Here is a 22565-nt window from a genome sequence, read left to right as displayed (position 1 = left end):
TCAGTACCTACATATGAGTGCAGAAGACCCCAACGCGGGCGAGGACGCGGATGCCGAAGAGGAGGAGGACATCCGCTATTTCGTCCGTATCGGACAGACAGACCTCGACGGGACGAAATCCGTCGAGCGAGCACTGACAGAACTGAACGGTATCGGCCACCGGGCCGCCCGAATTATCGCCCAGAAGGCGGACGTCGACCGGCGCGCTGTCTTCGGCAAGCTCGACGACGACGTCATCGAGCGCGTCGTCGAGCGCGTCGAGAACTTCGCCGACGATGTGCCCGAATGGATGGCCAACCACCAGAAGGACTACTTCACTGGTGAGACCACCCACGAGACTGGCAACGACCTCCAGCTCACCCGCCGGCAGGACATCAACCGCATGAAGATGATCGACTCCTACCGCGGTGTCCGCCACAAGCGCGGCCAGAAGGTCCGTGGACAGCGTACCAAGTCCACCGGCCGGACGGAGGGGACCATCGGCGTCAACGTCGAGGCGATCAAGGAAGAGCAGGCCGAGGAAGCCGCCGCCGAAGAAGGTGGTGAAGAATAATGGCGCTTGGTTCAAACACGAAGTTCTACGAGACGCCGAACCATCCCTTCCAGGGCGAGCGTATCGCCGACGAGGCCAACCTCATCGGCCGCTACGGCCTGAAGAACAAAGAAGAGCTCTGGCGCGCACAGTCCGAGCTCCGTGGCTACCGCCGCGAGGCCCGGAAGCTGCTGGGCAGCGCCGGCGAGCACGAGACCGAGTCCGAGGAGTTCCTCGCTCGGCTCAAGCGCTACGGCATCCTCAACGAGCAGGACCAGCTCGACGACGTGCTGTCGCTCGACGTGACTGACGTGCTGGAACGCCGCCTGCAGACCGTCGTCTACCGCAAGGGCTACGCGAACACGCCCGAGCAGGCCCGCCAGTTCATCGTCCACGGACACATCGTGCTGGACGACGCTCGCGTCACCCGACCCGGCATGACGGTGGAGACCGCCGTCGAGAGCTCGGTCGGCTTCGACGAGCACAGCTCGCTGTCGGACGAACTCCACCCTGAGCGCGCGGAGGCCCAAGAATGAGCGAAGAAACCGAAGACATCTGGGGTATCGCCCACGTGCACGCATCGTTCAACAACACGATCATCACCATCACCGACCAGACCGGCGCGGAGACGCTCGCAAAGAGCTCCGGCGGAACGGTCGTCAAGCAGAACCGCGATGAGGCGTCGCCGTACGCGGCGATGCAGATGGCCGAGGTCGTTGCGGAGAAAGCCCTCGACCGCGGCGTCGAAGGCGTCGACGTTCGGGTCCGTGGCCCCGGCGGCAACCTCCAGACCTCGCCCGGTCCGGGTGCGCAGGCGACGATTCGCGCACTCGCCCGAGCGGGCCTGGAGATCGGTCGCATCGAGGACGTCACGCCGACCCCGCACGACGGCACTCGTGCACCCAAGAACTCCGGATTCTAACCAATGACACAGGACTACGAGGTTGAGTTCGTCGAACGCGGCGAGCGCGAGGCGCGGATCCTCGTGCGCGGTATCACGCCGGCCTTCGCCAACGGCATCCGGCGAGCGATGATCGCGGACGTGCCGACGTTCAGTATCGACACCGTCCGCGTCATCGAGAACACCAGCGTGATGTTCAACGAGCAGATCGGTCTCCGACTGGGACTGGTCCCGCTGACGACCGACCTCGACGACTTCGAGATCGGCGACGAGGTGACGCTATCGCTGTCCGTCGACGGGCCGAGCACGGCCTACTCCAGCGACCTCGTCTCCTCGGATCCGATGGTCGAGGCGGCCGACGACAACATCCCGATCATCGATCTCAAGGAGGGCCAACGTCTCGAAGTCGAGGCCGACGCCGTCCTCGACACCGGTCGGGAACACGCCAAACATCAGGGCGGCGTGGCCGTCGGCTACCGACACCTCCAGCAGGTGGAGGTCGTCGGCGACCTCGGCGAGTTCGAGGACGACGACCCGAACATCCTGCGTGGCGTCATCGAAGAGCAAGCGGCCGAACACGCCGCCGGCGACGCCACCAACGGCGAGCTCGTCGCGACAGACGAGTTCGACAACGACCTCCGGAACCGCTACCCCGGCAAAGACGTCGAGGTCTCGGACGTGCCGAACGCGTTCGTGTTCCACGTCGAGACGGACGGGTCGTTCACCACCGAGGAACTGGTCCTGCGCGCGGTCGAGACGCTGCGTGACCGCGCGACCGAACTGAAAGACGCAGTCCAACTGTAACGACACAATGCCCCGACACACCCCACCACTACCGATGACCGCCCGCTCCCCGAGCGCGAGGACCGAAAGGGGTTTTACGGGGCACGCAAAACGAACAATCGCGCGCAGGGATAGCCAAGTTTGGCCAACGGCGCAGCGTTCAGGGCGCTGTCCCGTAGGGGTCCGCAGGTTCAAATCCTGCTCCCTGCACTTTTCCCACAACGGAGGAATCATATGAGTAAGACGAACCCGAGACTCAGTAGTCTCATCGCCGACCTGAAGTCAGCCGCCCGCAGTTCGGGCGGTGCTGTCTGGGGCGACGTCGCCGAGCGCTTAGAAAAGCCACGGCGCACACACGCGGAAGTCAACCTCGGCCGTATCGAACGATACGCCCAGGAAGACGAAACCGTCGTTGTGCCCGGCAAGGTGCTTGGCTCCGGTGTCCTGCAGAAGGACGTCACCGTCGCCGCCGTCGACTTCTCCGGAACCGCCGAGACGAAGATCGACCAGGTTGGAGAGGCTGTATCACTCGAACAGGCAATCGAAAACAACCCAGAAGGCTCCCACGTCCGGGTGATCCGATGAGCGTCGCAGAGTTCGACGCGGATGTCATCGTTGACGCCCGCGACTGTATCATGGGCCGCGTCGCATCACAGGTCGCCGAACAGGCACTCGACGGCGAGACGGTCGCTGTTGTCAACGCCGAACGCGCCGTGATTACCGGCCGAGAGGAGCAGATCGTAGAGAAGTACGAGAAACGTGTCGACATCGGTAACGACAACGGGTACTTCTACCCCAAGCGACCGGACGGCATCTTCAAGCGCACCATCCGTGGCATGCTGCCCCACAAGAAGCAGCGCGGCCGCGAGGCGTTCGAGAACGTCCGTGTCTACCTCGGCAACCCGTACGACGAGGACGGCGAGGTCCTAGACGGCACGTCGCTTGACCGACTGTCGAACATCAAGTTCGTCACGCTGGGCGAGATCAGCGAAACGCTTGGAGCGAACAAGACATGGTAACGAACACGTCTGGCAAGAAGAAGACCGCCGTCGCCCGCGCGACCGTTCGCGAGGGCGAGGGCCGCGTGCGTATCGACTCGCAGCCGGTCGAACTCGTCGACCCCGAGCTGGCGCAGCTCAAGATGCTGGAACCGTTCCGCATCGCCGAGGACGACCTCCGCGGCGAGGTCGACGTCGAAGTGTCCGTCGAAGGTGGCGGCGTCATGGGGCAGGCAGACGCCGCCCGAACCGCCATCGCTCGCGGGCTCGTCGACCACACCAACGACGCCGAACTACGTGACGCGTTCATGGAGTTCGACCGCTCGCTACTGGTCAACGACGTTCGCCAGTCCGAACCCAAGAAGTGGGGCGGCCCCGGTGCGCGGGCCCGCTACCAGAAATCGTACCGCTAAGGTGATACAGGTATGATGGTACCGGTTCGGTGTTTCACGTGCGGTAACGTCGTCGGCGAGCACTGGGAAGAGTTCAAAGCACGCACCCGCGAGGCCGAGGAGCCCGAGAACCCGGAGAAGGTCCTCGACGAACTCGGCGTCGAGCGGCACTGCTGTCGCCGGATGCTCGTCTCACATAAAGACCTCGTCGACATCGTCTCACCATACCAATGAACGCACAGGAAAGCCGCTACGAGAAGGCCCGCAAACTCGGCGCACGAGCGCTGCAGTTGGCCCACGGTGCTCCCGTGCTCATCGAGACGGAACACACCCAGCCGATACTCATCGCCGCCGAGGAGTACGACGCTGGCGTCCTACCGTTCACGGTCAACAGGAGTGATTAACGATGACGCTCATCACTGACATCCGACTCCGCCGCGTCCTCGACTCCCGCGGGAACGCGACCGTCGAGGCCGACGTTCTCACTGAGAGTGGGGGCTTCGGTCGTGGCAAGGCACCGAGCGGCGCAAGCACGGGCGAGTACGAGGCCATCGAACTCCCCGCCAACGAGGCCATCGCCAACGCCCGTGAGGAGGCGCTCCCGCGACTCATCGGCGAGGTCCACGCCGGGAACCAGCGCGACGTCGACGCGGCACTCCACGCAGCCGACGGCACCGACGACTTCTCCGGCATCGGGGCCAACAGCGCGGTCGCCATCTCGATGGCGGCCGCAAAGGCCGGTGCCGACGTGCTGGGCGCACCGCTGTACCAGCACCTCGGCGGCACGTTCCGGGGCAACGAGTACCCGACGCCGCTGGGCAACATCATCGGCGGCGGCGAGCACGCCGCAGACGCGACCAACATTCAGGAGTTCCTCGCGGCCCCCGTCGGCGCGCCGAGCGTCGAAGAGGCCGTCTTCGCCAACGCCGCGGTCCACCAGGAGGTCCACGACATCCTGGCCGACCGCGACCTGCCAGCGGGCAAGGGCGACGAAGGGGCCTGGGCTCCCTCGGTCTCGGACGACGAAGCGTTCGAGATCATGGACGAGGCCGTCGAGACCGTCGCCGACGACTTCGGCTTCGCTATCTCGTTCGGCCTCGACGTCGCCGGCGCAGAACTCTACGACGCCGACGAGGACGGCTACGTCTACGATGACGGCGTCAAGTCCACCGAAGAGCAGATAGAGTACATCGCCGGGAAGGTCGAGGAGTACGACCTCGTCTACGTCGAGGACCCACTCGACGAGAACGACTACGAGGCATTCGCCGACCTGACCGCACAGGTCGGTGACCAGACGCTCGTCTGTGGCGACGATCTGTTCGTCACGAACGTCGAGCGCCTGCAGGCCGGTATCAACGCCGACGCCGGGAACTCCATCCTGATCAAGCCGAACCAGATCGGGACGCTCACCGACGCTGTCGACGCCATCGAACTGGCGACGGCAAGCGGCTACGAGTCCGTCGTCTCCCACCGCAGCGGCGAGACGGAAGACACGACGATTGCACACCTCGCTGTCGCCACTGACGCACCGTTCATCAAGACCGGCGCGGTCGGCGGCGAGCGCACAGCCAAGCTGAACGAACTAATCCGTATCGAGGACAACGCAGTATGAGCGGCAACGAAAAAGAAGGTCTCGACGCGTCCGATTCCGACTTCGACCCGTCCGACGAGGACGACGAAGCGGTCGACGCGGAGACCGAAACGGAAGCCGAACAGCCCGCCGACGACGCCGCGGAGGCGACAGAGGCCGAACCAACCGATGCCGACACGGAGGCCGACGAAGCGGCCGAGGCCGACGAGGCCGCCGGCCCACAGCTGGACGAGGACGTCATGCCCGACGAGCAGTCGGAGGCCGACCTCCTCATCCCCGTCGAGGACTACCTCGGCGCCGGTGTCCACATCGGGACCCAGCAGAAGACCCAGGACATGGAGCGGTTCATCCACCGCGTCCGGACCGACGGGCTCTACGTGCTGGACGTCTCGATGACCGACGAGCGCATCCGCACCGCCGCGGACTTCCTGGCCAACTACGAGCCGGAGCAGATCCTGGCCGCATCGTCGCGCCAGTACGGCCGGTTCCCGGCCGAGAAGTTCGCCGAAGCAATCGGGGCGCGCGTCCGCACCGGCCGGTTCATCCCCGGCACGCTGACCAACCCCGACTACGACGGCTACATCGAACCCGACATCGTGGTCGTCACCGACCCGATCGGTGACGCCCAGGCTGTCAAGGAGGCCATCACGGTCGGGATCCCGGTCATCGCGATGTGTGACTCCAACAACACCACGTCGAACGTCGACCTGGTCGTCCCGACGAACAACAAGGGGCGCAAGGCGCTGTCGGTCGTCTACTGGCTGCTGGCCAACGAGACGCTCGACCGCCGCGGTGCCGAGCCGACGTACGGACTCGACGACTTCGAGTCCGACATCTAACGTCGCTGAACTGTTTCGTTTTCTCGCTGTTGAAGTGTGAGTGGCGACGCCGGTATCGCCAACACAAGACCTACCACGAGGCCCGGAGTAGCACCGGGAAAATGGGAGAGGGAGACACCTTTGTCAACGCCGTCATCGGTGCCGTCGCGACTGCCCTACTGAGTGGGTTCGTCCCGCTCGCGCCGCTGCTCGGCGGTTGCATCGCCGGCTATCTCGAAGGTGGCGAGCGAGACGACGGGGTACGCGTCGGGCTGCTGTCCGGCGTCGTCGGGCTGGCGATCTCGCTGGTCTTCTTTGTGGTCGTGTTCGTCTTCCTGGCCGCGTTCCTGGCGTTCGTTCCCGAGGCGCTCGGTGTGTTCGGTGCGATGGGGCTGCTCGTGATCGTCCTGGGAACGATCACGGCGGCCGCGTATTTCCTCGGATTGAGCGCGCTCGGCGGCTGGCTGGGCAACTACGTCAAATACGATACGACTATCGGCGACTGACCGGCCGGCCGCGCTGTCGGTAACTACATCACTGGGGACGCCGCTACTGAGAACGCACATGCGAGAGTCGGTGACCAACGCCGGTATCGGGGCGCTCGTCACGGTTGCGCTGTCGTTCGTTCCGTTCTCGTCGGTGGCCGGCGGTGCAGTAGCCGCGGCGAACCACGGCGGCAGCTACCGGACGGGGCTCTGGCTGGGAACGCTGGCCGGCGTCTGCGCGATGGTTCCCTTGCTCGCCCTGTTCATTCCGGCGCTGTACATCGCCGGCCTCCTCGGGTTCGGGATTCCGCCCGGAGCGCCCGGATATGACCTGTTTCTGGCGCTCGTCTTCGCGTTCTTTCTGCTATACACGGTCGGTCTCAGCGCCCTCGGTGGTCTTGGCGGTGTCTGGGTTTCGGGACACACCGACTGGGACGTAGACGCCGACCGCTGGCTCTGAGCGTGCCTGAACCGTCCTGTGCCCGACATTTGGCATGCCATTCAAGCGTGTTCGACACTAACGTCAATCGATGTCAAAGACGCCGCCCGGACCGAAGGGCGAACCGCTGTTCGGCAGCAGTCGCACGTACGCCCGGGATCCGTTCCGGTTCATTTCAGCGCTGGAGCGGGCCTACGGCGATGTCGCCCGCTTCGACATGGGGCCGATGGACACGGTCATGCTGTGTGATCCGACGGCAATCGAGCGCGTACTGGTCTCGGAGGCCGACCAGTTCCGCAAACCCGACTTCCAGGGCGACGCGCTGGGGGACCTGCTCGGTGACGGGCTGTTGCTGAGCGAGGGTGAAACGTGGGAGCAGCAGCGAAAGCTCGCGAACCCCGCGTTCTCGATGGCGCGGCTGTCGGGGATGGCTGACCGCATCACCGACCACGCGGAGGACCGGATCGCCGACTGGTCCCACGGCGACGTTATCGACGCCGAGCAGTCGATGACCCGGGTCACGCTGGACGTAATTCTGGACCTGATGATGGGCGTCGAACTCTCCGAACAGCGAGTCCGGACCATCGAGGAACAACTGTTGCCGCTTGGCCAGCGGTTCGAGCCGGACCCCATCCGGTTCGCCATGCCGCAGTGGATGCCGATGCCCGACGACGCCGAGTTCAACCGCGCCGTGCGGACGCTGGACGAGGTGCTGGACGACATTATCGCGGTCCGCGAGGACTCGGTGGGGACGGCTGAGGACGGCCCGATGGATTTCCTGTCGGTGCTCCTGCGTGCACGCGACGAGGGGAACCAGTCGCCCGACCAGCTCCGCGACGAGATGATGACGATGCTGCTCGCCGGCCACGACACGACGGCGCTGACGCTGACCTACACCTGGTTCCTGCTGTCTGAACACCCCGAGGTGGAAAAGCGGGTCCACGAGGAACTGGACGACGTCATCGGCGACGACCGGCCGGGGATGGAGCACGTCCGCGAACTGGACTACCTCGAATGGGTGATTCAGGAAGCGATGCGGCTCTACCCCCCAGTGTACACCATCTTCCGGGAGCCGACCGAGGACGTGACGCTGTCGGGCTACGAGGTCGAGGCCGGGACGACACTGATGGTCCCACAGTGGGGCGTCCACCGATCCGAGCGGTTCTACGACGACCCCGAGACGTTCGACCCGGAGCGCTGGAAGCCCGAACGAGCGGGCGAGCGCCCGCGGTTCGCCTACTTCCCGTTCGGTGGTGGCCCGCGCCACTGTATCGGGAAGCATCTCGCTATGCTCGAAGCGCAACTCATCACCGCGACCACGGCCAGTCAGTACCGACTGGAGTTCCAGGGGGAGACGCCCCTGGAGTTGTTGCCGTCGCTGACCGCCCATCCTCGGCAGAAAATGTCGATGCGTGTTCAGAAACGGTAGCACGGATTCCGATGTGACCACTCCGGCGTCGCCGTCGCCCCCACGGTGCGGGCTCGACGTGACAGCGACTCGGTCATCAGCTATTTACTGCAGAACCCCGTGTAAGCGTGCAAGAACAGCGGACCTGAACGTCTCCCGATGACCGATTTCAGCCACGGTCACTGTGGGAGGTCCCCGTTCACAGCCGACTACTTGACCATCATGACACTGCTGCAGAAAACCACTGGCGGCAATCGTCCCGCGCCGTTTGCAGCTGTCCTGCGACCGGACCTGTCCCGAGACAGTTCCCAGAGCCGCATCGCACCGGTTACTCTTGATCAGTGGAGCGACATCTATCCCGGCGCAACGTCCGGACGCGAACGGGATACCGAATGACGTCTGAGACCGCTGTCAAAAGAGATGACAGGGTGCAGATCCTCTGCGTAGGCACCGATTCGGACAATACCGAGATGCTGTCGGCGGCTCTCGAACACGAGTGCGACCGTTTCACGGTCGAAACGGCGCGTACCGTCGACGAAGCCGTGGCAAGGCTGGCTGACGATATCGTAGACTGTCTCGTCTCCGACTACGACTTGCCCGAGGGGACCGGTATCGAGCTTCTGGAAACGGTCCGTGACGAGCACCCGACCCTCCCGTTTATTATCTACACCGCACAGGGGAGCGAAGCGGTCGCCAGCGAGGCGATTTCGGCCGGTGTCACGGACTACCTCAGGAAAGAGCCGGGCACCGAACAGCAGGTGGGGTTGGCGAACCGAATCATAGACGCCGTCGACCACTCCCGATCACAGCAGGCAGTCAGCGAGCGGAACCGAGCGCTCCAGAGCTATGAGCGGATGGTCAACTCCATGCAGGAGGCAGCCTGTATTTACGATGCCGAGGGCCGGTTCGAAACCGTCAACGAGGCGCTGGCGGAGTGGTACGACGCGACATGTACTGAGCTCGAAGGCCAGACCAGCCGACTCGTTCCGCGGATTCGAGCGCAAGGTGAGAGAGACCGCTACCAGGAACTGCTCGACGGAACGCGGGAGAAACTTAGCGGCGAAATCGAAACGGAATTCCCCGGCCACGGACACGCGGTGGTCGCGTACCAGCTAACGCCGCTGGTCGTCGATGGTGTTATCGACGGCATCGTCGGCGTCGCTCGGGATGTCACCGACCGGAAAGAGAGCGAACAGGAACTACTCCGGAACAAACGCGCGATAGACGAGGCTCCAGTCGGCGTCACCATCACTGATCCCGACCAGCCGGACAATCCACTGATTTACGCCAACGACCACTACCGCGACCTGACCGGCTACTCGCTCTCGGAGTTGCTCGGAAAGAACTGCCGGATGCTCCAGGGCGAGAACACCGATCCGGAGCCTGTCGCCACGATGCGGGACGCCATCGACGCGGAGGAGCGGGTGACGGTCGAACTCCGGAACTACCGGAAGGACGGGACCGAATTCTGGAACCGGGTGCGGATCGCGCCGGTTCGCGATGACGAAGGGGCAGTCGTCAACTACGTCGGGTTCCAGCAGGATATCACGGAGCGGAAGCGCCGCGAGAAACGGTTAGAGGAAACGTCGACACGGCTCGAAGCCCTCTTCGAGAACTCACCGGACATGATCGACGTGCTTGACGCCGACGGAACGATTTGCGACGTGAACCAGCGGTTCTGTGCGGAGCTGGGGTACGACGAAAGCGAGGTTCTCGGGCGGTCGATCTGGGAGTTCGACCGGAAGTTCGACGCCGAGGACGTGCAGACACAGCTTTCGGGGTTCAGTGTCAACGAGCGCCGCAAGTTCGAGGGCCTGTACGAACGCCGCGACGGGTCGACGATGCCGGTCGAAGTACATCTGCTCCGACTCAATCTCGACGGCGAGGACCGGTTCCTGGCGATCAGCCGTGATATTACGGAGCGCAAGGAGCGCGAGCAGGAACTCGAACAGCAAAACGAACAGCTCGAACAGTTCGCCAGCGTCGTCAGCCACGACCTCCGGAACCCGCTGACTGTCGCTCGCGGCCAACTCGAACTCCTGCGAGAGGAATCCGATAGCGAGCATATCGACGCCATCGACGGCGCACACCAGCGGATGGATACGCTCATCGACGACCTGCTCACGCTCGCACGCGACGGCGCGTCACCCGCTTCGCCCGTCGTGGTTGACCTCGAACAGTTTGTCCAGACGTGCTGGCAAAACGTCGATACGAAAGCCGCGACGCTCCGCACTGACATAGACCGGCCCATCCGCGCCGACGAGAGCCGCCTCAGACAACTGTTCGAGAATCTCGTCCGCAACGCGGTTGAGCACGGCGGTGACGGCGTGACCGTGACCGTCGGCGAACTGGCCGACGGCTTCTACGTCGAGGACGACGGTCCCGGCATCCCTGAACCTGCTCGTGGAGACGTGTTCGATGCCGGCTACTCGACGGCGGTCGAAGGGACCGGCTTCGGCCTGAGCATCGTGAAACAGGTCGCTGACGCCCACGGCTGGGCGGTCCGCGTCGGCAGCGGCAGCGACGGCGGCGCCCGCTTCGAGTTCACCGATGTCGACACCGTCTCTGAGTAGTATCCCGAGGGTCGTCCTGACCGTCGACTCCGAAAACGCCTAACGCCCTGGGTGCACACGGGCGGGTATGGTCACGTCGAGCGCTCCCGGGAAGGTGTACCTGTTCGGGGAGCACGCGGTCGTCTACGGTGAGCCGGCGGTGCCCTGCGCCATCGAGCGGCGAGTGCACGTGACGGCAACCGAGATCGACGAGGGGTTGCGCATCCACGCGAACGACTTGCAACTGGACGGCTTTACCGTCGAGTACTCCGGCGACGGGGAGAGCCATCCGGACGTGGATGTCGCCGAATCGCTCGTCGAGGCCGGCATGGGATACGTCAACGAGGCGGTTGCCCAGGCCCGTGACGCGGCCGACGCGCCGGAGGCGGGCTTCGAGATCTCTGTCGAGGGCGACATCCCGCTCGGGGCGGGGTTGGGGTCGTCGGCCGCGCTCGTCGTCGCGGCGATAGACGCGGCGACCAGGGAACTCGGCGTCGAACTGCCGGCGAGCGAGATCGCCGACCGCGCCTATCAGGTCGAACACGAGGTACAGGACGGGCAGGCCTCGCGCGCGGACACGTTCTGCTCGGCGATGGGCGGGGCGGTTCGCGTGGAGGGCGACGATTGCCGACGGCTGGACGGCATCGACACCCTCCCCTTCGTCATTGGCTACGACGGCGGGGCCGGTGATACCGGGGCGCTGGTCGCCGGCGTCCGGGACCTCCGTGAGGAGTACGACTTCGCCGCCGACACCGTCACAGCAATCGGTGATGTCGTCCGCGAAGGCGAGGCGGTGCTCGGTACAGGCGACTACGAGACGCTGGGGGAACTGATGGACTTCAACCACGGACTGCTCTCGGCGCTGGGCGTCTCCTCGCGGTCGCTGGACTCGATGGTGTGGGCGGCCCGCGACGCCGACGCCCACGGCGCGAAACTCACCGGGGCCGGTGGCGGCGGCTGTATCGTCGCCCTGGACGAGACGGACGACGCGCTCACGGCGTTGAAGTACACGCCGGGGTGCGAGGACGTCTTCCGGGCCGAACTGGACACCGACGGGGTCCGGCGGGAATGACGGTCGTCCTCAAACTCGGCGGGAGCGTCATCACCGAGAAAGACGAACCCGAGACGGTCGACCAGGCCGCCCTGTCGGCCGCGGTGTCGGCCATCGCTGAATCGGCGGTCGGTGAGGATATCGTCGTCGTTCACGGCGGCGGGAGCTTCGGCCACCACCACGCCGCCGACTACGGCGTCAGCACGACCGCAGGGACCCACGACGTGGACGGCGTACAGGCCATCCACGGCGCGATGTGTCGGCTCAACGCCGCCGTCGTTGATGAACTCACTGCGCAGGGAGTCCCGGCTGTCCCGGTCCACCCGTTCTCGGCGGCCGCCCGCGATGTCGATGGCACTCTCTCGCTGCCGACGGCGCAGGTCACGACGCTGCTTGCGGAAGGGTTCGTCCCGGTCCTCCACGGCGACCTCGTCGCACACGCCGGCGCGGGCGCGACGGTCCTGAGCGGCGACGAACTGGTCGTCGAACTCGCGCCCGCCGTCGACGCGGACCGCGTCGGCGTCTGCTCGACCGTCCCCGGCGTCCTCGACGAGGACGGGACTGTCATCGACCGTATCGCGGTGTTCGAGGCCGTAGAATCGGCACTGGGCGGGAGCGACGCGACGGACGTGTCGGGCGGGATGACGGGCAAGGTCCGCGCCTTGCTCGCACTCTCGGCTCCCGCCGTCGTGTTCGGCCCCGACGCGCTCCCCGCGTTTCTCGCCGGTGAGAGTCCGGGAACCACTATCGATGGTGATGACGGCGACTGACAGGACCTGTGATACCAGTCGCTACTGGTCGTCTGCCTCCGAACGCTATTCGGGCTGAAATGGGCCGAAACCGGCCGAAATCACGACATCGTTGGTCACTGTTCTCGAACAAGTAAATTAAATATCACTTCTTCACCCGTCGTAACATATTTGTCCTCTGTTATCAATTATGCGACTATGTCTGCAGTAGGTCTGACCGACGTCTATCGATACGGAACGAGGTTTCTCGGTACATTGCTTGTCGTCGCCGGCGTCGGTGGCGGCCTCATCGCTGCAGGGTACGTTCTGATACAGAACGGCTCGCTCGGCTCGCTTTCGGGGAACGCGGGCTATCGTGCGGTGCTCGGCATCGTCGTCGGCGCGCTCGGCGGACTCCTGTTGCTCTCCGGCCTGTTCGGCCTGACCCACAAACTCATCGCCGACGCGACGATGGCGGGAACGCTCGCGGCGCGGACGGCACAGCGTGAGGCGAGCGATGTGGCAGCCGCCGGTCCCCCGGCGAGTGATCAAACCGCAACTGAATCAACCGATGACAGTGCTGCGCCCGCTGCCGAACCGGCTGCGGGCTCCGACGAACAGCCGCCAGAGCCGGCCGAGCCTGAGCCAGCGGTTTCCCAGGAGACAGAGGCGGCTGACGACCCGGCGGCTGTCGAGCCGGCAACGGCCGAACCTGAGGTATCGGAACCGACCGCTGACTCCGAATCGGATGCTGACCCCTCCGGTGAACCGGGAATCCGCGCGTCCGCACAGCAACACCCCGACCCACCCGACGCGGCGGAGCCGACTGCTGCGTCCGACACTGCGCCGGCTGAGGTTGACGACGCTCCGGTGACGGCGGCTGACGATGATCCGCTAGCAGATGCTGACCCAGCGACGGATGACGGTCCGGTGGCGGAGGCAGGCTCGGCGACGGATGCTGACCCCCTGGGAGCCGACGACGCGCCGGAGACAGCATCGGCCGACGATACGTCGGCCTCGGCGACAGACGAAGACGCGATGGAGGCAGCCGCAGCGAATCAGGAGGAGCAGACGCCGACCCAACGGCCGGCCGAAAACGCTGCCGGGTCGGAACCTGAGACGGCGGACGAGACTTCGACTTCGGAGGCCTCCCCATCGGATTTCCCCGCTGACTCGGAAACGGCGGACCCGCAGTCCGAACCCAGCGAACAGTCAGACCGCGACCTGCTCGCGGAGGACCCCGTTGAGGAACCGGAGACAAGCACGGAGCCACAGGAATGGACCCCGCCGGACCCCGCGGAGTTCGACACACAGAGCGAGGAACCCGCGGCCGATGACTGGGAAGCCGACGAATCAGCGCCAGCCGACGACTGGTCGAGCGGAGCGGAAGCCGACACCGAGCCCACTGGCGTCGGCAGCCTGGATGCTGACGGGGCGGACCAGCACGACGCCGTGACCGAGGACACCCGACTACTCGACGAATCCGATGGGGCAGACACGTCCAGTGGCCCGCGGACGACGGAGGACCTGTTCGGCGGCGGCACTGATGACGAGCAATCCGACACCGGGGCCGACGAGAGCGTGCAGGGCGAGGCGGAGTCTCAGGACGCGGACACGACTGACGACGAGGACTCGACGCTCGCCGACGAAGGTATCACTGGCTTCGACGTCTCCAGTGACGACGACCCGCTCTCGGACCCCTTAGACGACGAGTAGTGACGAACCCACACCGTTTTAAGAAGCGCCGTTGTAGTCCGGAGTAACCGAGCGCACGGCCGCTCGCGGACTGCGGATCGGCGGCCGGCAGACGGCGGATGTAAGTTGCGGGACGGAAGTCCCTCCCACTGCGGTTGCACAGGCTACGGGCGTACCCGACTGGCCTGGAGCGCCGACGCGGATGAAGTCGCCTACATTGCAGATACCGTCGTTGCCGTGCCCCACCGGATGTCCGCGGCCGGCTTTCCACTCGGAGCTACAACCATGGAAGTCGAAATTGCGACAATTGGCGGTTACGAGGCTGTAGGCCGACAGATGACGGCCGTCCGTGCAGGGGACGACGTCGTCATCTTCGACATGGGCCTGAACCTCTCGAAGGTACTGATTCACGACAACGTCGAGACGGAACGGATGCACTCGCTGGACCTCATCGACATGGGTGCCATTCCGGACGACCGGGTCATGTCCGACCTGGAGGGCGACGTGAAGGCTATCGTGCCGACACACGGTCACCTCGACCACATCGGCGCGATTTCCAAGCTCGCCCACCGCTACGACGCACCGATCGTTGCGACACCGTTCACCATCGAACTCGTCAAACAGCAGATCAAGAGCGAGGAGAAGTTCGGGGTCCAGAACGACCTCGTCAAGATGGAGGCCGGCGAGACGATGTCCATCGGCGAGCGCAACGAGCTGGAGTTCGTCAACGTCACGCACTCCATCATCGACGCTATCAACCCCGTGCTTCACACGCCGGAAGGCGCAGTGGTCTACGGGCTTGACAAGCGGATGGACCACACGCCGGTCATCGGCGACCCCATTGACATGAAGCGGTTCCGCGAGATCGGCCGCGAGGGTGAGGGCGTCCTCTGTTACATCGAGGACTGTACGAACGCGGGCAAGAAAGGCCGCACGCCCTCCGAGTCCGTCGCGCGTCGCCACCTCAAAGACGTGATGGACAGCGTCGCCGACTACGACGGCGGGATCGTCGCGACGACGTTCTCAAGCCACATCGCTCGCGTCAAGAGCCTCGTTGAGTTCGCCGACGACATCGGCCGTCAGCCGGTGCTGCTCGGCCGCTCGATGGAGAAGTACTCCGGCACCGCCGAACGGCTCGACTTCGTGGACTTCCCGGAGGACCTGGGCATGTACGGCCACCGCAAGTCCGTCGACCGGACGTTCAAGCGGATCATGAACGAGGGCAAGGAGAACTTCCTCCCCATCGTCACCGGCCATCAGGGCGAGCCGCGCGCGATGCTCACCCGGATGGGCCGCGGCGAGACGCCCTACGAGCTAGACGACGGCGACAAGGTCATCTTCTCGGCCCGGGTCATCCCGGAGCCGACCAACGAGGGCCAGCGCTACCAGTCCGAGAAGCTCCTGGGCATGCAGGGTGCGCGCATCTACGACGACATCCACGTGTCGGGCCACCTCCGCGAGGAGGGCCACTACGAGATGCTCGACGCGCTCCAGCCGAAGAACGTCATCCCGGCCCACCAGAGCCTCGAAGGGTTCGCGCCGTACGTCGACCTCGCAGAAGACATGGGCTACAAAGCCGGACGGGACCTCCACATCACCCGTAACGGCAACATGATCAAGCTCACCGAGTAAATCGATGTCCGAACGCCATCAGCAGGTCGAAGACGCGATTGTCGCCCGACGGGACCGGGTCAACGACGCCCTTCCCGAGGACCTTCCGGTCCAGAAGCCGGACCACCTCTACGAGGCGTCGCGATACCTGCTGGACGCGGGCGGGAAACGGCTCCGCCCGACGGTCCTGCTGCTGGTCGCGGAGTCGTTGCTCGATGTCGACCCGCTGACGGCAGACTACCGTGATTTCCCGACACTCGACGGCGGGCAGGCGGATATGATGTCGGCCGCCCTCGCCATCGAGGTCATCCAGACGTTCACGCTCATCCACGACGACATCATGGACGACGACGCGCTCCGTCGCGGGGTGCCCGCCGTCCACAAGGAGTACGACCTCTCGACGGCGATTCTCGCCGGCGACACGTTGTACTCGAAAGCGTTCGAGTTCCTGCTCGATACGGGTGCGGCCCCCGAGCGAACCGTCGACGCGAACAAGCGACTCGCGACGACGTGTACCCGCATCTGCGAGGGCCAGTCGCTCGACATCGAGTTCGAGCAACGCGACGTCGTCACGCCCGAGGAGTACCTGGAGATGGTCGAACTCAAGACGGCCGTACTGTACGGCGCGGCCGCCTCGATTCCGGCCACGCTGCTCGGGGCCGACGAGGAAACAGTCGACGCCCTGTACAACTACGGGCTCGACGTGGGTCGCGCGTTCCAGATTCAGGACGACCTGCTGGACCTGACGACCCCGTCGGAGAAACTGGGCAAGCAGCGGGGCTCCGACCTCGTCGAGAACAAGCAGACGCTGGTGACGCTGCACGCCCGCCAGCAGGGCGTCGACGTCGGCGACCTGATCGACACGGACTCCGTCGAGGCTGTCTCGGAGGCCGAAATCGACGCCGCCGTCGAGCGCCTGCGTGAGGTGGGCTCAATCGAGTACGCCCGCCAGACCGGCCAGGACCTCATCGCAAGCGGCAAGCAGAACCTCGAAGTCCTGCCGGACAACGAGTCCCGGTATCTGCTTGAGGGCATCGCGAACTACCTCGTTGAACGCGACTACTGAGCGCACTCCGGAGGCCCGTCTTTCGCCGTCTTTTCGGCCCTGAATGGTGCTGGTCAGCAACTAAGACCTGTCAGACCATAGCCAGTCGTGTGACTCGGTACCTCCTCTACGGCGGCAAGGGCGGCGTCGGCAAGACCACGGTGGCGGCGGCGACCGGCCACCGCCTCGCAACAGCGGGCCACGAGACGTTGGTGGTCTCCACCGACCCCGCACACTCGCTGGCCGATGCCGTCGAGACTGAGGTCGGCGGCGACCCGACAGAGATTTACTCTGGGCTGTGGGGCGTCGAGATCGACCCACAGGCCGGCATCGACCGCTACCGGTCGCTGTTCGAGGCGCTGGCGTCGGAGTTCAACGACGCCGGCATTCGGATGGACGAAGACGAAATCGCCGATCTGTTCACCACCGGCGTGATGCCCGGCAGCGACGAACTGGCGGCCATCGAGGGCATGGCGACGTACATCGAGAGCGACCGCTGGGACCGCGTGGTGTTCGACACCGCGCCGACCGGCCACACGCTCCGCCTGCTCGACCTCCCGTCGGTGATGGATCGCGGCGTCGCGACGGCGATGGACCTCCGGGACCAGGTCCGTCGGAAAGTCAATACCGCCCGGACCATGATGTTCGGCCCGATGGCGAGCCGGCGCGACGACGGCCCGGACGACTTCACCGCGATGCGCGAACGGATGGAGCGGGTCGGGACGGTCCTCCGTGACCCCGAACAGACGGCGTTCCGGGTCGTCACCATCCCGGAGACGATGGCCGTCCGCGAGACGGAGCGCTTGGTCGGGAAGCTCCGGGAGTTCGAGGTGCCGGTGACGACGCTGGTCGTGAACAAGGTCATCGAGGACGCCGGCGACTGCCAGCGCTGCCAGGGCAAGCAGGCGGTGCAGGAGGAGGCGATAGCACAACTCCGGGAGTCGCTGCCCGAACTGGATATCTGGTCGGTCCCGGACCAGCCCGGCGAGGTGACTGGGCTGGAGTCGCTGGAGAAGGTAGGGACGCATCTCGGTGGGTGAGCGTACCGACGTTGAGAGGCGAGCATCCGGCGGCGAAGCCGCCGGTTCCCCGGAAGCGCCGCATTGCGGCGCTTCCGGTCTTTTTCGCCCACGTTTTTCAAGTCGAGCGGGACCGAAGGTCCCGCTGACCATGCGAACGGGCACTTCACGCCCGTGAGCAGAGAGCCGTCCCGCAGCGAGCACAGCGAGCGAGGAACGGCGACGATGAAAAAGGTGGTCCGACGGCGTTTTGACCCTCCCAGTCGCAGGTCCCGGTAATGGACGACGAGCTGCGAGACCGAATCACGGAGGCGGCGGAGACGAACGCGCTCCTCAACGCGGTCAAACACGACAGCGAGGCACAGGTCGGGGCGATCATGGGGCCGCTCATGGGCGAGAACCCGGAGTTCCGCGAGCACGGCGACGAGATCCCGGGCGTCATCGCGCCGGTTGTCGAGCGGGTCAACGGCATGGACGCCGAGGAACGCCGTGAGCGGCTGGCGGAGTTAGCGCCGGACAAACTCGAAGAGCTAGAGAGCGAGGACGAGGGGGAGGACCACCCGCTGCCGGACCTTCCCAACGCCGACGACTACGACACCGTCCGGATGCGGGTCGCGCCCAACCCCAACGGCCCGTGGCACATCGGCCACGCGCGGATGGCTGCCGTCGTGGGGACGTACAAGGAGCGCTACAACGGGGAGTTCATCTGCCGTTTCGACGACACCGACCCCGAGACCAAGCGGCCGGATCTGGACGCCTATGACGCGATTCTTGACGCTATCGACTATCTGGGCTTCGAGCCGGACGAGGTCGTCAACGCCAGCGACCGGGTCGAGACGTACTACGAGTACGCCCGCGAACTCATCGACAAAGGCGGGGCCTACACCTGCTCGTGCCCGCAGGGTGAGTTCTCCGATCTCAAGAACAGCGGCGAGGCCTGTCCCCACCGCGAGAAGGACCCCGAGACCACTCGCGAGGAGTTCGAGGCGATGGTCGACGGCGAGTACGAAAGCGGCGAGATGGTGCTGCGGGTCCGGACCGACATCACGCACAAGAACCCCGCGCTGCGGGACTTCGTCGCCTTCCGGATGGTCGACACGCCCCACCCGCGCGAGGCGGCCGAAGAGTACCGCTGCTGGCCGATGCTGGACTTCCAGAGCGGGCTGGACGACCACCTGCTTGGCGTCACGCACATCATCCGCGGCATCGACCTGCAGGATTCCGCGAAACGCCAGCAGTTCGTCTACGACTACTTCGGCTGGGAGTACCCCGAGGTCATCCACTGGGGCCACGTCCAGGTCGACGAGTACGACGTGCCGCTGTCCACGTCGAGCATCGCCGAACTCATCGCGGACGGCGAACTCGCGGGCTGGGACGACCCCCGCGCGCCGACCGTCGCCAGCCTCGAACGCCGGGGCATCCGCGGCGCGGCCGTCGTCGACGCGATGATTCAACTGGGCACGTCCACGTCTAACGTCGACCTGGCGATGTCCTCGATCTACTCGAACAACCGCGACCTCGTCGACGACGAGTCGGACCGGGCGTTCTTCGTCCGGGACAGCGACGACCACGGCGGCCTCGTCGAGCGCCAGGTCGTTGGCGGTCCGGACGCCGGCGAACCGCCCCTGCATCCGGACTTCGAGGAGCGTGGCCGCCGCGAGATTCCGGTGACCGGCGGCGTCGCCGTCGAGGGCGACGACCTGCCGGGCCACGGCGAGCGGGTCTGGCTCAAGGGATACGGCTGCGTGCGCCACACCCGCGACGCCTTCGAGTACACCGGCGACGACATCGACGCCGTCCGCGAGGAGGGCGTCGACGTGATTCACTGGGCTCCCACCGACGGGCCACGCCTCCGGCTGCGGACGATGGACGGGGACGTGTCAGGCGTTGCCGAACCCGGGCTACTCGACTACGACGCCGACGAGGTGGTTCAGTTCGAACGCATCGGGTTTGCCCGCCTCGACAAGGTTGCGGACGACCCGGACACGGAGTCCGTCGCGTACTTCACACATCCCTGAAGCCGCCGTCACGACGACTCAGCCGTCGGTTCTTCGACTTGAGTTCCAGTCTCGACGCCGCTGAACTCGAACCGGGCGCCGCCGTCTTCGCTGTCGGTAATTCTCAGTTCCCAGCCGTGGGCTTCGGCAATCGTCTCGACTATCGATAGGCCGAACCCAGTGCCGTCGTCGTCCGTACTGTAGCCCGATTCGAGGACGGCGTCGCGCTGGTCCGGCGGAATCCCCGGACCGTCGTCGGCGACGTAGAAGCCGTCCGGCGTGGCTCCGAGCGTGATGGTGACCGCCCCTGTGCCGTCGGCCGCCGGCCCCGCTTCGGGAGTGGCACCGTCTCCGCCGTGCTCCACGGCGTTTTGCACGAGATTCTGGAACAGTTCGACGAGGCGGTCGGGGTCGGCCAGTACGCGCTCCGGTGGGTCCTTAACTCGGCGCTCGGCCGCGCTCGTGGGCGCGGCGTCCCACGCCCGAGCGAACGTGTCCCGGAGCGATACCGGCTCGGGGTCGCTGATATCACGCCCCTCGCGGGCAAGCGTCAGGGTGTGGTCGATGAGCGTCTCCATCCGGTCCAGAGCGTCCGTTGCGGCCGTTATCGAATCTCGGACGTCTTCCTGGGCGTCCTGTGTGGCAAGCTCCAGGTGGCCGCTGGCGACATGTAGCGGGTTCCGGAGGTCGTGGGAGACGAGGCTGGCGAACTCGTCCAGCCGCTCGTTCTGGTGTTTGAGCTGGCGCTCCCGCCGTTTCTGGTCGGTGATGTCCGTGATGACGGAGACGCTACCGACCACAGAACCACTGAGGCCGCGAATCGGGGCGGCGGCAAGACTCACGTCGACACGGCTCCCGTCTTTTCGCTGGAGTTCCGTTTCGTGGCCCGCCAGACGCTCGCCCTCGAGTACCTGCGCGTGAAGTTCGGCGGTCCGCCGTCGGTTCTCGGCCGGGATGACGGGGACTGTTTCGCCCAGAACCTCGTCGGCATCCCAGCCGAACAGCTCCGTTGCGGCGGGGTTCCAGACCTCGACGACCCCGTCGGTATCCGTCGCAATAATCGCGAGCGGGGCAGCCTCGACGAGCGTCTCCAGGCGTTCGGTCGTCACTGCGAGTTCGGACTCGATCTCCTTTCGCTGTGAGATGTCACGGACGATACCGACTCGGCCGGACTCACCGCTGGCCAGTTCGATGTCCGCCGCGTCGACTTCACAGGGGACCTGTTCGCCGGACGCAGTCCGGATCAGGAACTCCCCCGACCCGTCGTCCATCGGTTCGGTTTCCATCTGCCCCAGTACCGTCTCGAAGCGTTCGCCGACCAGACTGTCATCGACGGTACCCACCAGTTCGGCGAACGGATCGTTGTACGTGACGAACCGGTCGTGCTCGTCAAGGACGTAAACGGGTTCGCTGACACCCTCGAAAATCGTCTTGTACTGCGCCAGCCGCTGCTCGCGTCGCTTCCGCTCTGTGACATCCCGGAGGACAACGAGCCGGCCGACGAGCCCGTCGAACCGGTCGGTAAACGGTGACACTTCTAGTTCGACGAACCGCTGCTGGCCGTCCACGGAGAGCGCGAGTTCCGACCAGTCTGACTGCCCACTGTCGTCGACCGCGACTTTGTCCCAGGTTGGGATGACGGCATCCACTGGCTGGCCAATGAGCGTTTCTTCGGGTCCAGCGAGGAGATCTTCGGCCGCCGGATTCGCGTGGCCGATACAGCCGTCGACGTCCAAGACGAGCGTCCCGTCGCCCATCTGCTCGACGATGGTCTCCTGAGCGGCTGGCACCGGGTCCAGCGTCTTGAACGTGTAGAGCCCGGTCGTCATCGCTATCCCAGAGATGCCCCAGGCGAAAATCGTGGCGTCCTCGGGGATTTGAAGGAAGTACTGCTGGGTCAGCGCAATGGTCCAGGGAGCCAGCGCCGCGATGAGGACCGCTGCGGCCTGTGTTCGGTACAGGTGTCGCGACCGGACGAACAACTGGATGAGAACGACTGTCCCAGCAAGCGCCGCTACCAGAATCGTCGCCATGTGGGCGACGAACACCGCAGTGAGGCCAGTCCCGGGAGCTACCACCAGCGACCCCACGGAGCCGCTGGGTGGGAGGTCAAACAGTGATACGCCCGGAAATACGAACATGCCCACCAGCAACAGTGGGTCAAGCGACAGTAGCCCGATGGCTCGGCGCGTCACTGACCGGTCGAAGTCGGCGTACTGTAACGCAGCGTACAGCCAGGAGATGGCAACCGTGCCCTGCGCGATGGTCGCTACTTGTCGGGCGAGTAACTGGGTCGACAGCGCCGTCACGGTGATGTCGACGGCGTAGCTGGCCGCACCAACCGATAGAGCGAGGTGAAACACCACCATCGGCGTCCCGCCAGGGTCCTCGCGCTTGCGCCACGCGAGCAGTGAAAACACCGTGGAAAGGCCTGTCAGAATCCACAGGGCCGTCACGAAGCGGCCGTACATCGTTCCAGTAACGATACTCCTATTCCCACTTTATTTTATCGATAAATAT

23 protein-coding genes and 1 tRNA gene are annotated in these 22565 nt (G+C 65.3%); 23 read left to right on the top strand and 1 reads right to left on the bottom strand.

Going from position 1 to position 22565, the window contains the following annotated elements; all coding sequences use genetic code 11:
• Positions 1–13: 13 nt before the first annotated feature.
• From ACOZ4H_RS14355 to ACOZ4H_RS14245, 23 genes are all read left to right on the top strand, one after another.
• Positions 14–553, top strand: a complete 540-nt coding sequence (locus ACOZ4H_RS14355) for a 30S ribosomal protein S13 (protein WP_424329920.1) — start codon at positions 14–16, stop codon at positions 551–553.
• Positions 553–1068 (top strand): 30S ribosomal protein S4, encoded by a 516-nt coding sequence (locus ACOZ4H_RS14350; RefSeq protein ID WP_004593562.1) that lies wholly within the window; start codon positions 553–555, stop codon positions 1066–1068. The genes ACOZ4H_RS14355 and ACOZ4H_RS14350 overlap by 1 nt, the downstream gene beginning before the upstream one ends.
• On the top strand, positions 1065–1454 hold the full coding sequence (locus ACOZ4H_RS14345) for a 30S ribosomal protein S11 (protein ID WP_004516802.1): 390 nt from the start codon (positions 1065–1067) through the stop codon (positions 1452–1454). Before ACOZ4H_RS14350 ends, ACOZ4H_RS14345 begins: the two co-directional genes overlap by 4 nt.
• A 3-nt stretch (positions 1455–1457) precedes the next feature.
• Positions 1458–2237 (top strand): DNA-directed RNA polymerase subunit D, encoded by a 780-nt coding sequence (locus tag ACOZ4H_RS14340; protein WP_424329919.1) that lies wholly within the window; start codon positions 1458–1460, stop codon positions 2235–2237.
• A 104-nt stretch (positions 2238–2341) separates the two neighbouring features.
• Positions 2342–2426: transfer RNA gene (locus tag ACOZ4H_RS14335), tRNA-Leu, on the top strand.
• Between the two features lie 24 nt (positions 2427–2450).
• Entirely contained in the window at positions 2451–2801 is a 351-nt protein-coding gene (locus ACOZ4H_RS14330) for a 50S ribosomal protein L18e (protein WP_004516800.1), read from the top strand.
• Positions 2798–3235 carry a 50S ribosomal protein L13 gene (locus ACOZ4H_RS14325; protein ID WP_424329918.1) on the top strand — a complete coding sequence of 146 codons (438 nt, stop codon included), beginning with the start codon at positions 2798–2800 and terminating at the stop codon, positions 3233–3235. Before ACOZ4H_RS14330 ends, ACOZ4H_RS14325 begins: the two co-directional genes overlap by 4 nt.
• Positions 3229–3627, top strand: coding sequence for a 30S ribosomal protein S9 (locus ACOZ4H_RS14320; RefSeq protein WP_004516798.1), 399 nt, complete (start codon positions 3229–3231; stop codon positions 3625–3627). Before ACOZ4H_RS14325 ends, ACOZ4H_RS14320 begins: the two co-directional genes overlap by 7 nt.
• Before the next feature lie 12 nt (positions 3628–3639).
• Entirely contained in the window at positions 3640–3840 is a 201-nt protein-coding gene (locus ACOZ4H_RS14315) for a DNA-directed RNA polymerase subunit N (protein WP_023843157.1), read from the top strand.
• Positions 3837–4010, top strand: coding sequence for a DNA-directed RNA polymerase subunit K (locus tag ACOZ4H_RS14310; RefSeq protein ID WP_004516796.1), 174 nt, complete (start codon positions 3837–3839; stop codon positions 4008–4010). Before ACOZ4H_RS14315 ends, ACOZ4H_RS14310 begins: the two co-directional genes overlap by 4 nt.
• A 2-nt stretch (positions 4011–4012) precedes the next feature.
• On the top strand, positions 4013–5218 hold the full coding sequence (gene eno, locus ACOZ4H_RS14305) for a phosphopyruvate hydratase (protein WP_424329917.1): 1206 nt from the start codon (positions 4013–4015) through the stop codon (positions 5216–5218).
• Complete coding sequence (rpsB, locus tag ACOZ4H_RS14300; protein ID WP_424329916.1) at positions 5215–6036, top strand: 30S ribosomal protein S2; 822 nt, start codon at positions 5215–5217, stop codon at positions 6034–6036. The genes eno and rpsB overlap by 4 nt, the downstream gene beginning before the upstream one ends.
• A gap of 101 nt (positions 6037–6137) precedes the next feature.
• Positions 6138–6521 (top strand): DUF5518 domain-containing protein, encoded by a 384-nt coding sequence (locus ACOZ4H_RS14295; protein WP_424329915.1) that lies wholly within the window; start codon positions 6138–6140, stop codon positions 6519–6521.
• 58 nt (positions 6522–6579) lie between these two features.
• Positions 6580–6960, top strand: coding sequence for a DUF5518 domain-containing protein (locus tag ACOZ4H_RS14290; protein ID WP_424329914.1), 381 nt, complete (start codon positions 6580–6582; stop codon positions 6958–6960).
• A 70-nt stretch (positions 6961–7030) separates the two neighbouring features.
• On the top strand, positions 7031–8368 hold the full coding sequence (locus ACOZ4H_RS14285; protein ID WP_424329913.1) for a cytochrome P450: 1338 nt from the start codon (positions 7031–7033) through the stop codon (positions 8366–8368).
• A 371-nt stretch (positions 8369–8739) separates the two neighbouring features.
• Complete coding sequence (locus tag ACOZ4H_RS14280) at positions 8740–10920, top strand: PAS domain S-box protein (protein WP_424329912.1); 2181 nt, start codon at positions 8740–8742, stop codon at positions 10918–10920.
• A 67-nt stretch (positions 10921–10987) separates the two neighbouring features.
• Positions 10988–11971 (top strand): mevalonate kinase, encoded by a 984-nt coding sequence (mvk, locus tag ACOZ4H_RS14275; protein WP_424329911.1) that lies wholly within the window; start codon positions 10988–10990, stop codon positions 11969–11971.
• Entirely contained in the window at positions 11968–12720 is a 753-nt protein-coding gene (locus ACOZ4H_RS14270) for an isopentenyl phosphate kinase (RefSeq protein ID WP_424329910.1), read from the top strand. Before mvk ends, ACOZ4H_RS14270 begins: the two co-directional genes overlap by 4 nt.
• A gap of 177 nt (positions 12721–12897) precedes the next feature.
• Positions 12898–14394, top strand: a complete 1497-nt coding sequence (locus tag ACOZ4H_RS14265) for a hypothetical protein (protein WP_424329909.1) — start codon at positions 12898–12900, stop codon at positions 14392–14394.
• 264 nt (positions 14395–14658) lie between these two features.
• On the top strand, positions 14659–16005 hold the full coding sequence (locus tag ACOZ4H_RS14260; RefSeq protein ID WP_424329908.1) for an RNase J family beta-CASP ribonuclease: 1347 nt from the start codon (positions 14659–14661) through the stop codon (positions 16003–16005).
• 4 nt (positions 16006–16009) lie between these two features.
• Positions 16010–17050, top strand: a complete 1041-nt coding sequence (idsA3, locus tag ACOZ4H_RS14255; protein ID WP_424329907.1) for a geranylfarnesyl diphosphate synthase — start codon at positions 16010–16012, stop codon at positions 17048–17050.
• Positions 17051–17139: 89 nt separating this feature from the next.
• Positions 17140–18069, top strand: a complete 930-nt coding sequence (locus ACOZ4H_RS14250) for an ArsA family ATPase (protein ID WP_424329906.1) — start codon at positions 17140–17142, stop codon at positions 18067–18069.
• A gap of 257 nt (positions 18070–18326) precedes the next feature.
• Positions 18327–20066, top strand: coding sequence for a glutamate--tRNA ligase (locus ACOZ4H_RS14245; protein WP_424329905.1), 1740 nt, complete (start codon positions 18327–18329; stop codon positions 20064–20066).
• Between the two features lie 8 nt (positions 20067–20074).
• On the opposite strand, the gene ACOZ4H_RS14240 is transcribed toward ACOZ4H_RS14245, so the two are convergent.
• On the bottom strand, positions 20075–22516 hold the full coding sequence (locus ACOZ4H_RS14240; RefSeq protein ID WP_424329904.1) for a PAS domain S-box protein: 2442 nt from the start codon (positions 22514–22516) through the stop codon (positions 20075–20077).
• Positions 22517–22565 lie beyond the last annotated feature (49 nt).

It is taken from the genome of Haloarcula amylolytica, assembly GCF_049705545.1.
Lineage (GTDB): Archaea > Halobacteriota > Halobacteria > Halobacteriales > Haloarculaceae > Haloarcula > Haloarcula amylolytica_B.
The sequence above is the reverse complement of the archived record's forward strand: the minus strand, read 5'-3'. Positions and strand labels throughout refer to the sequence as shown.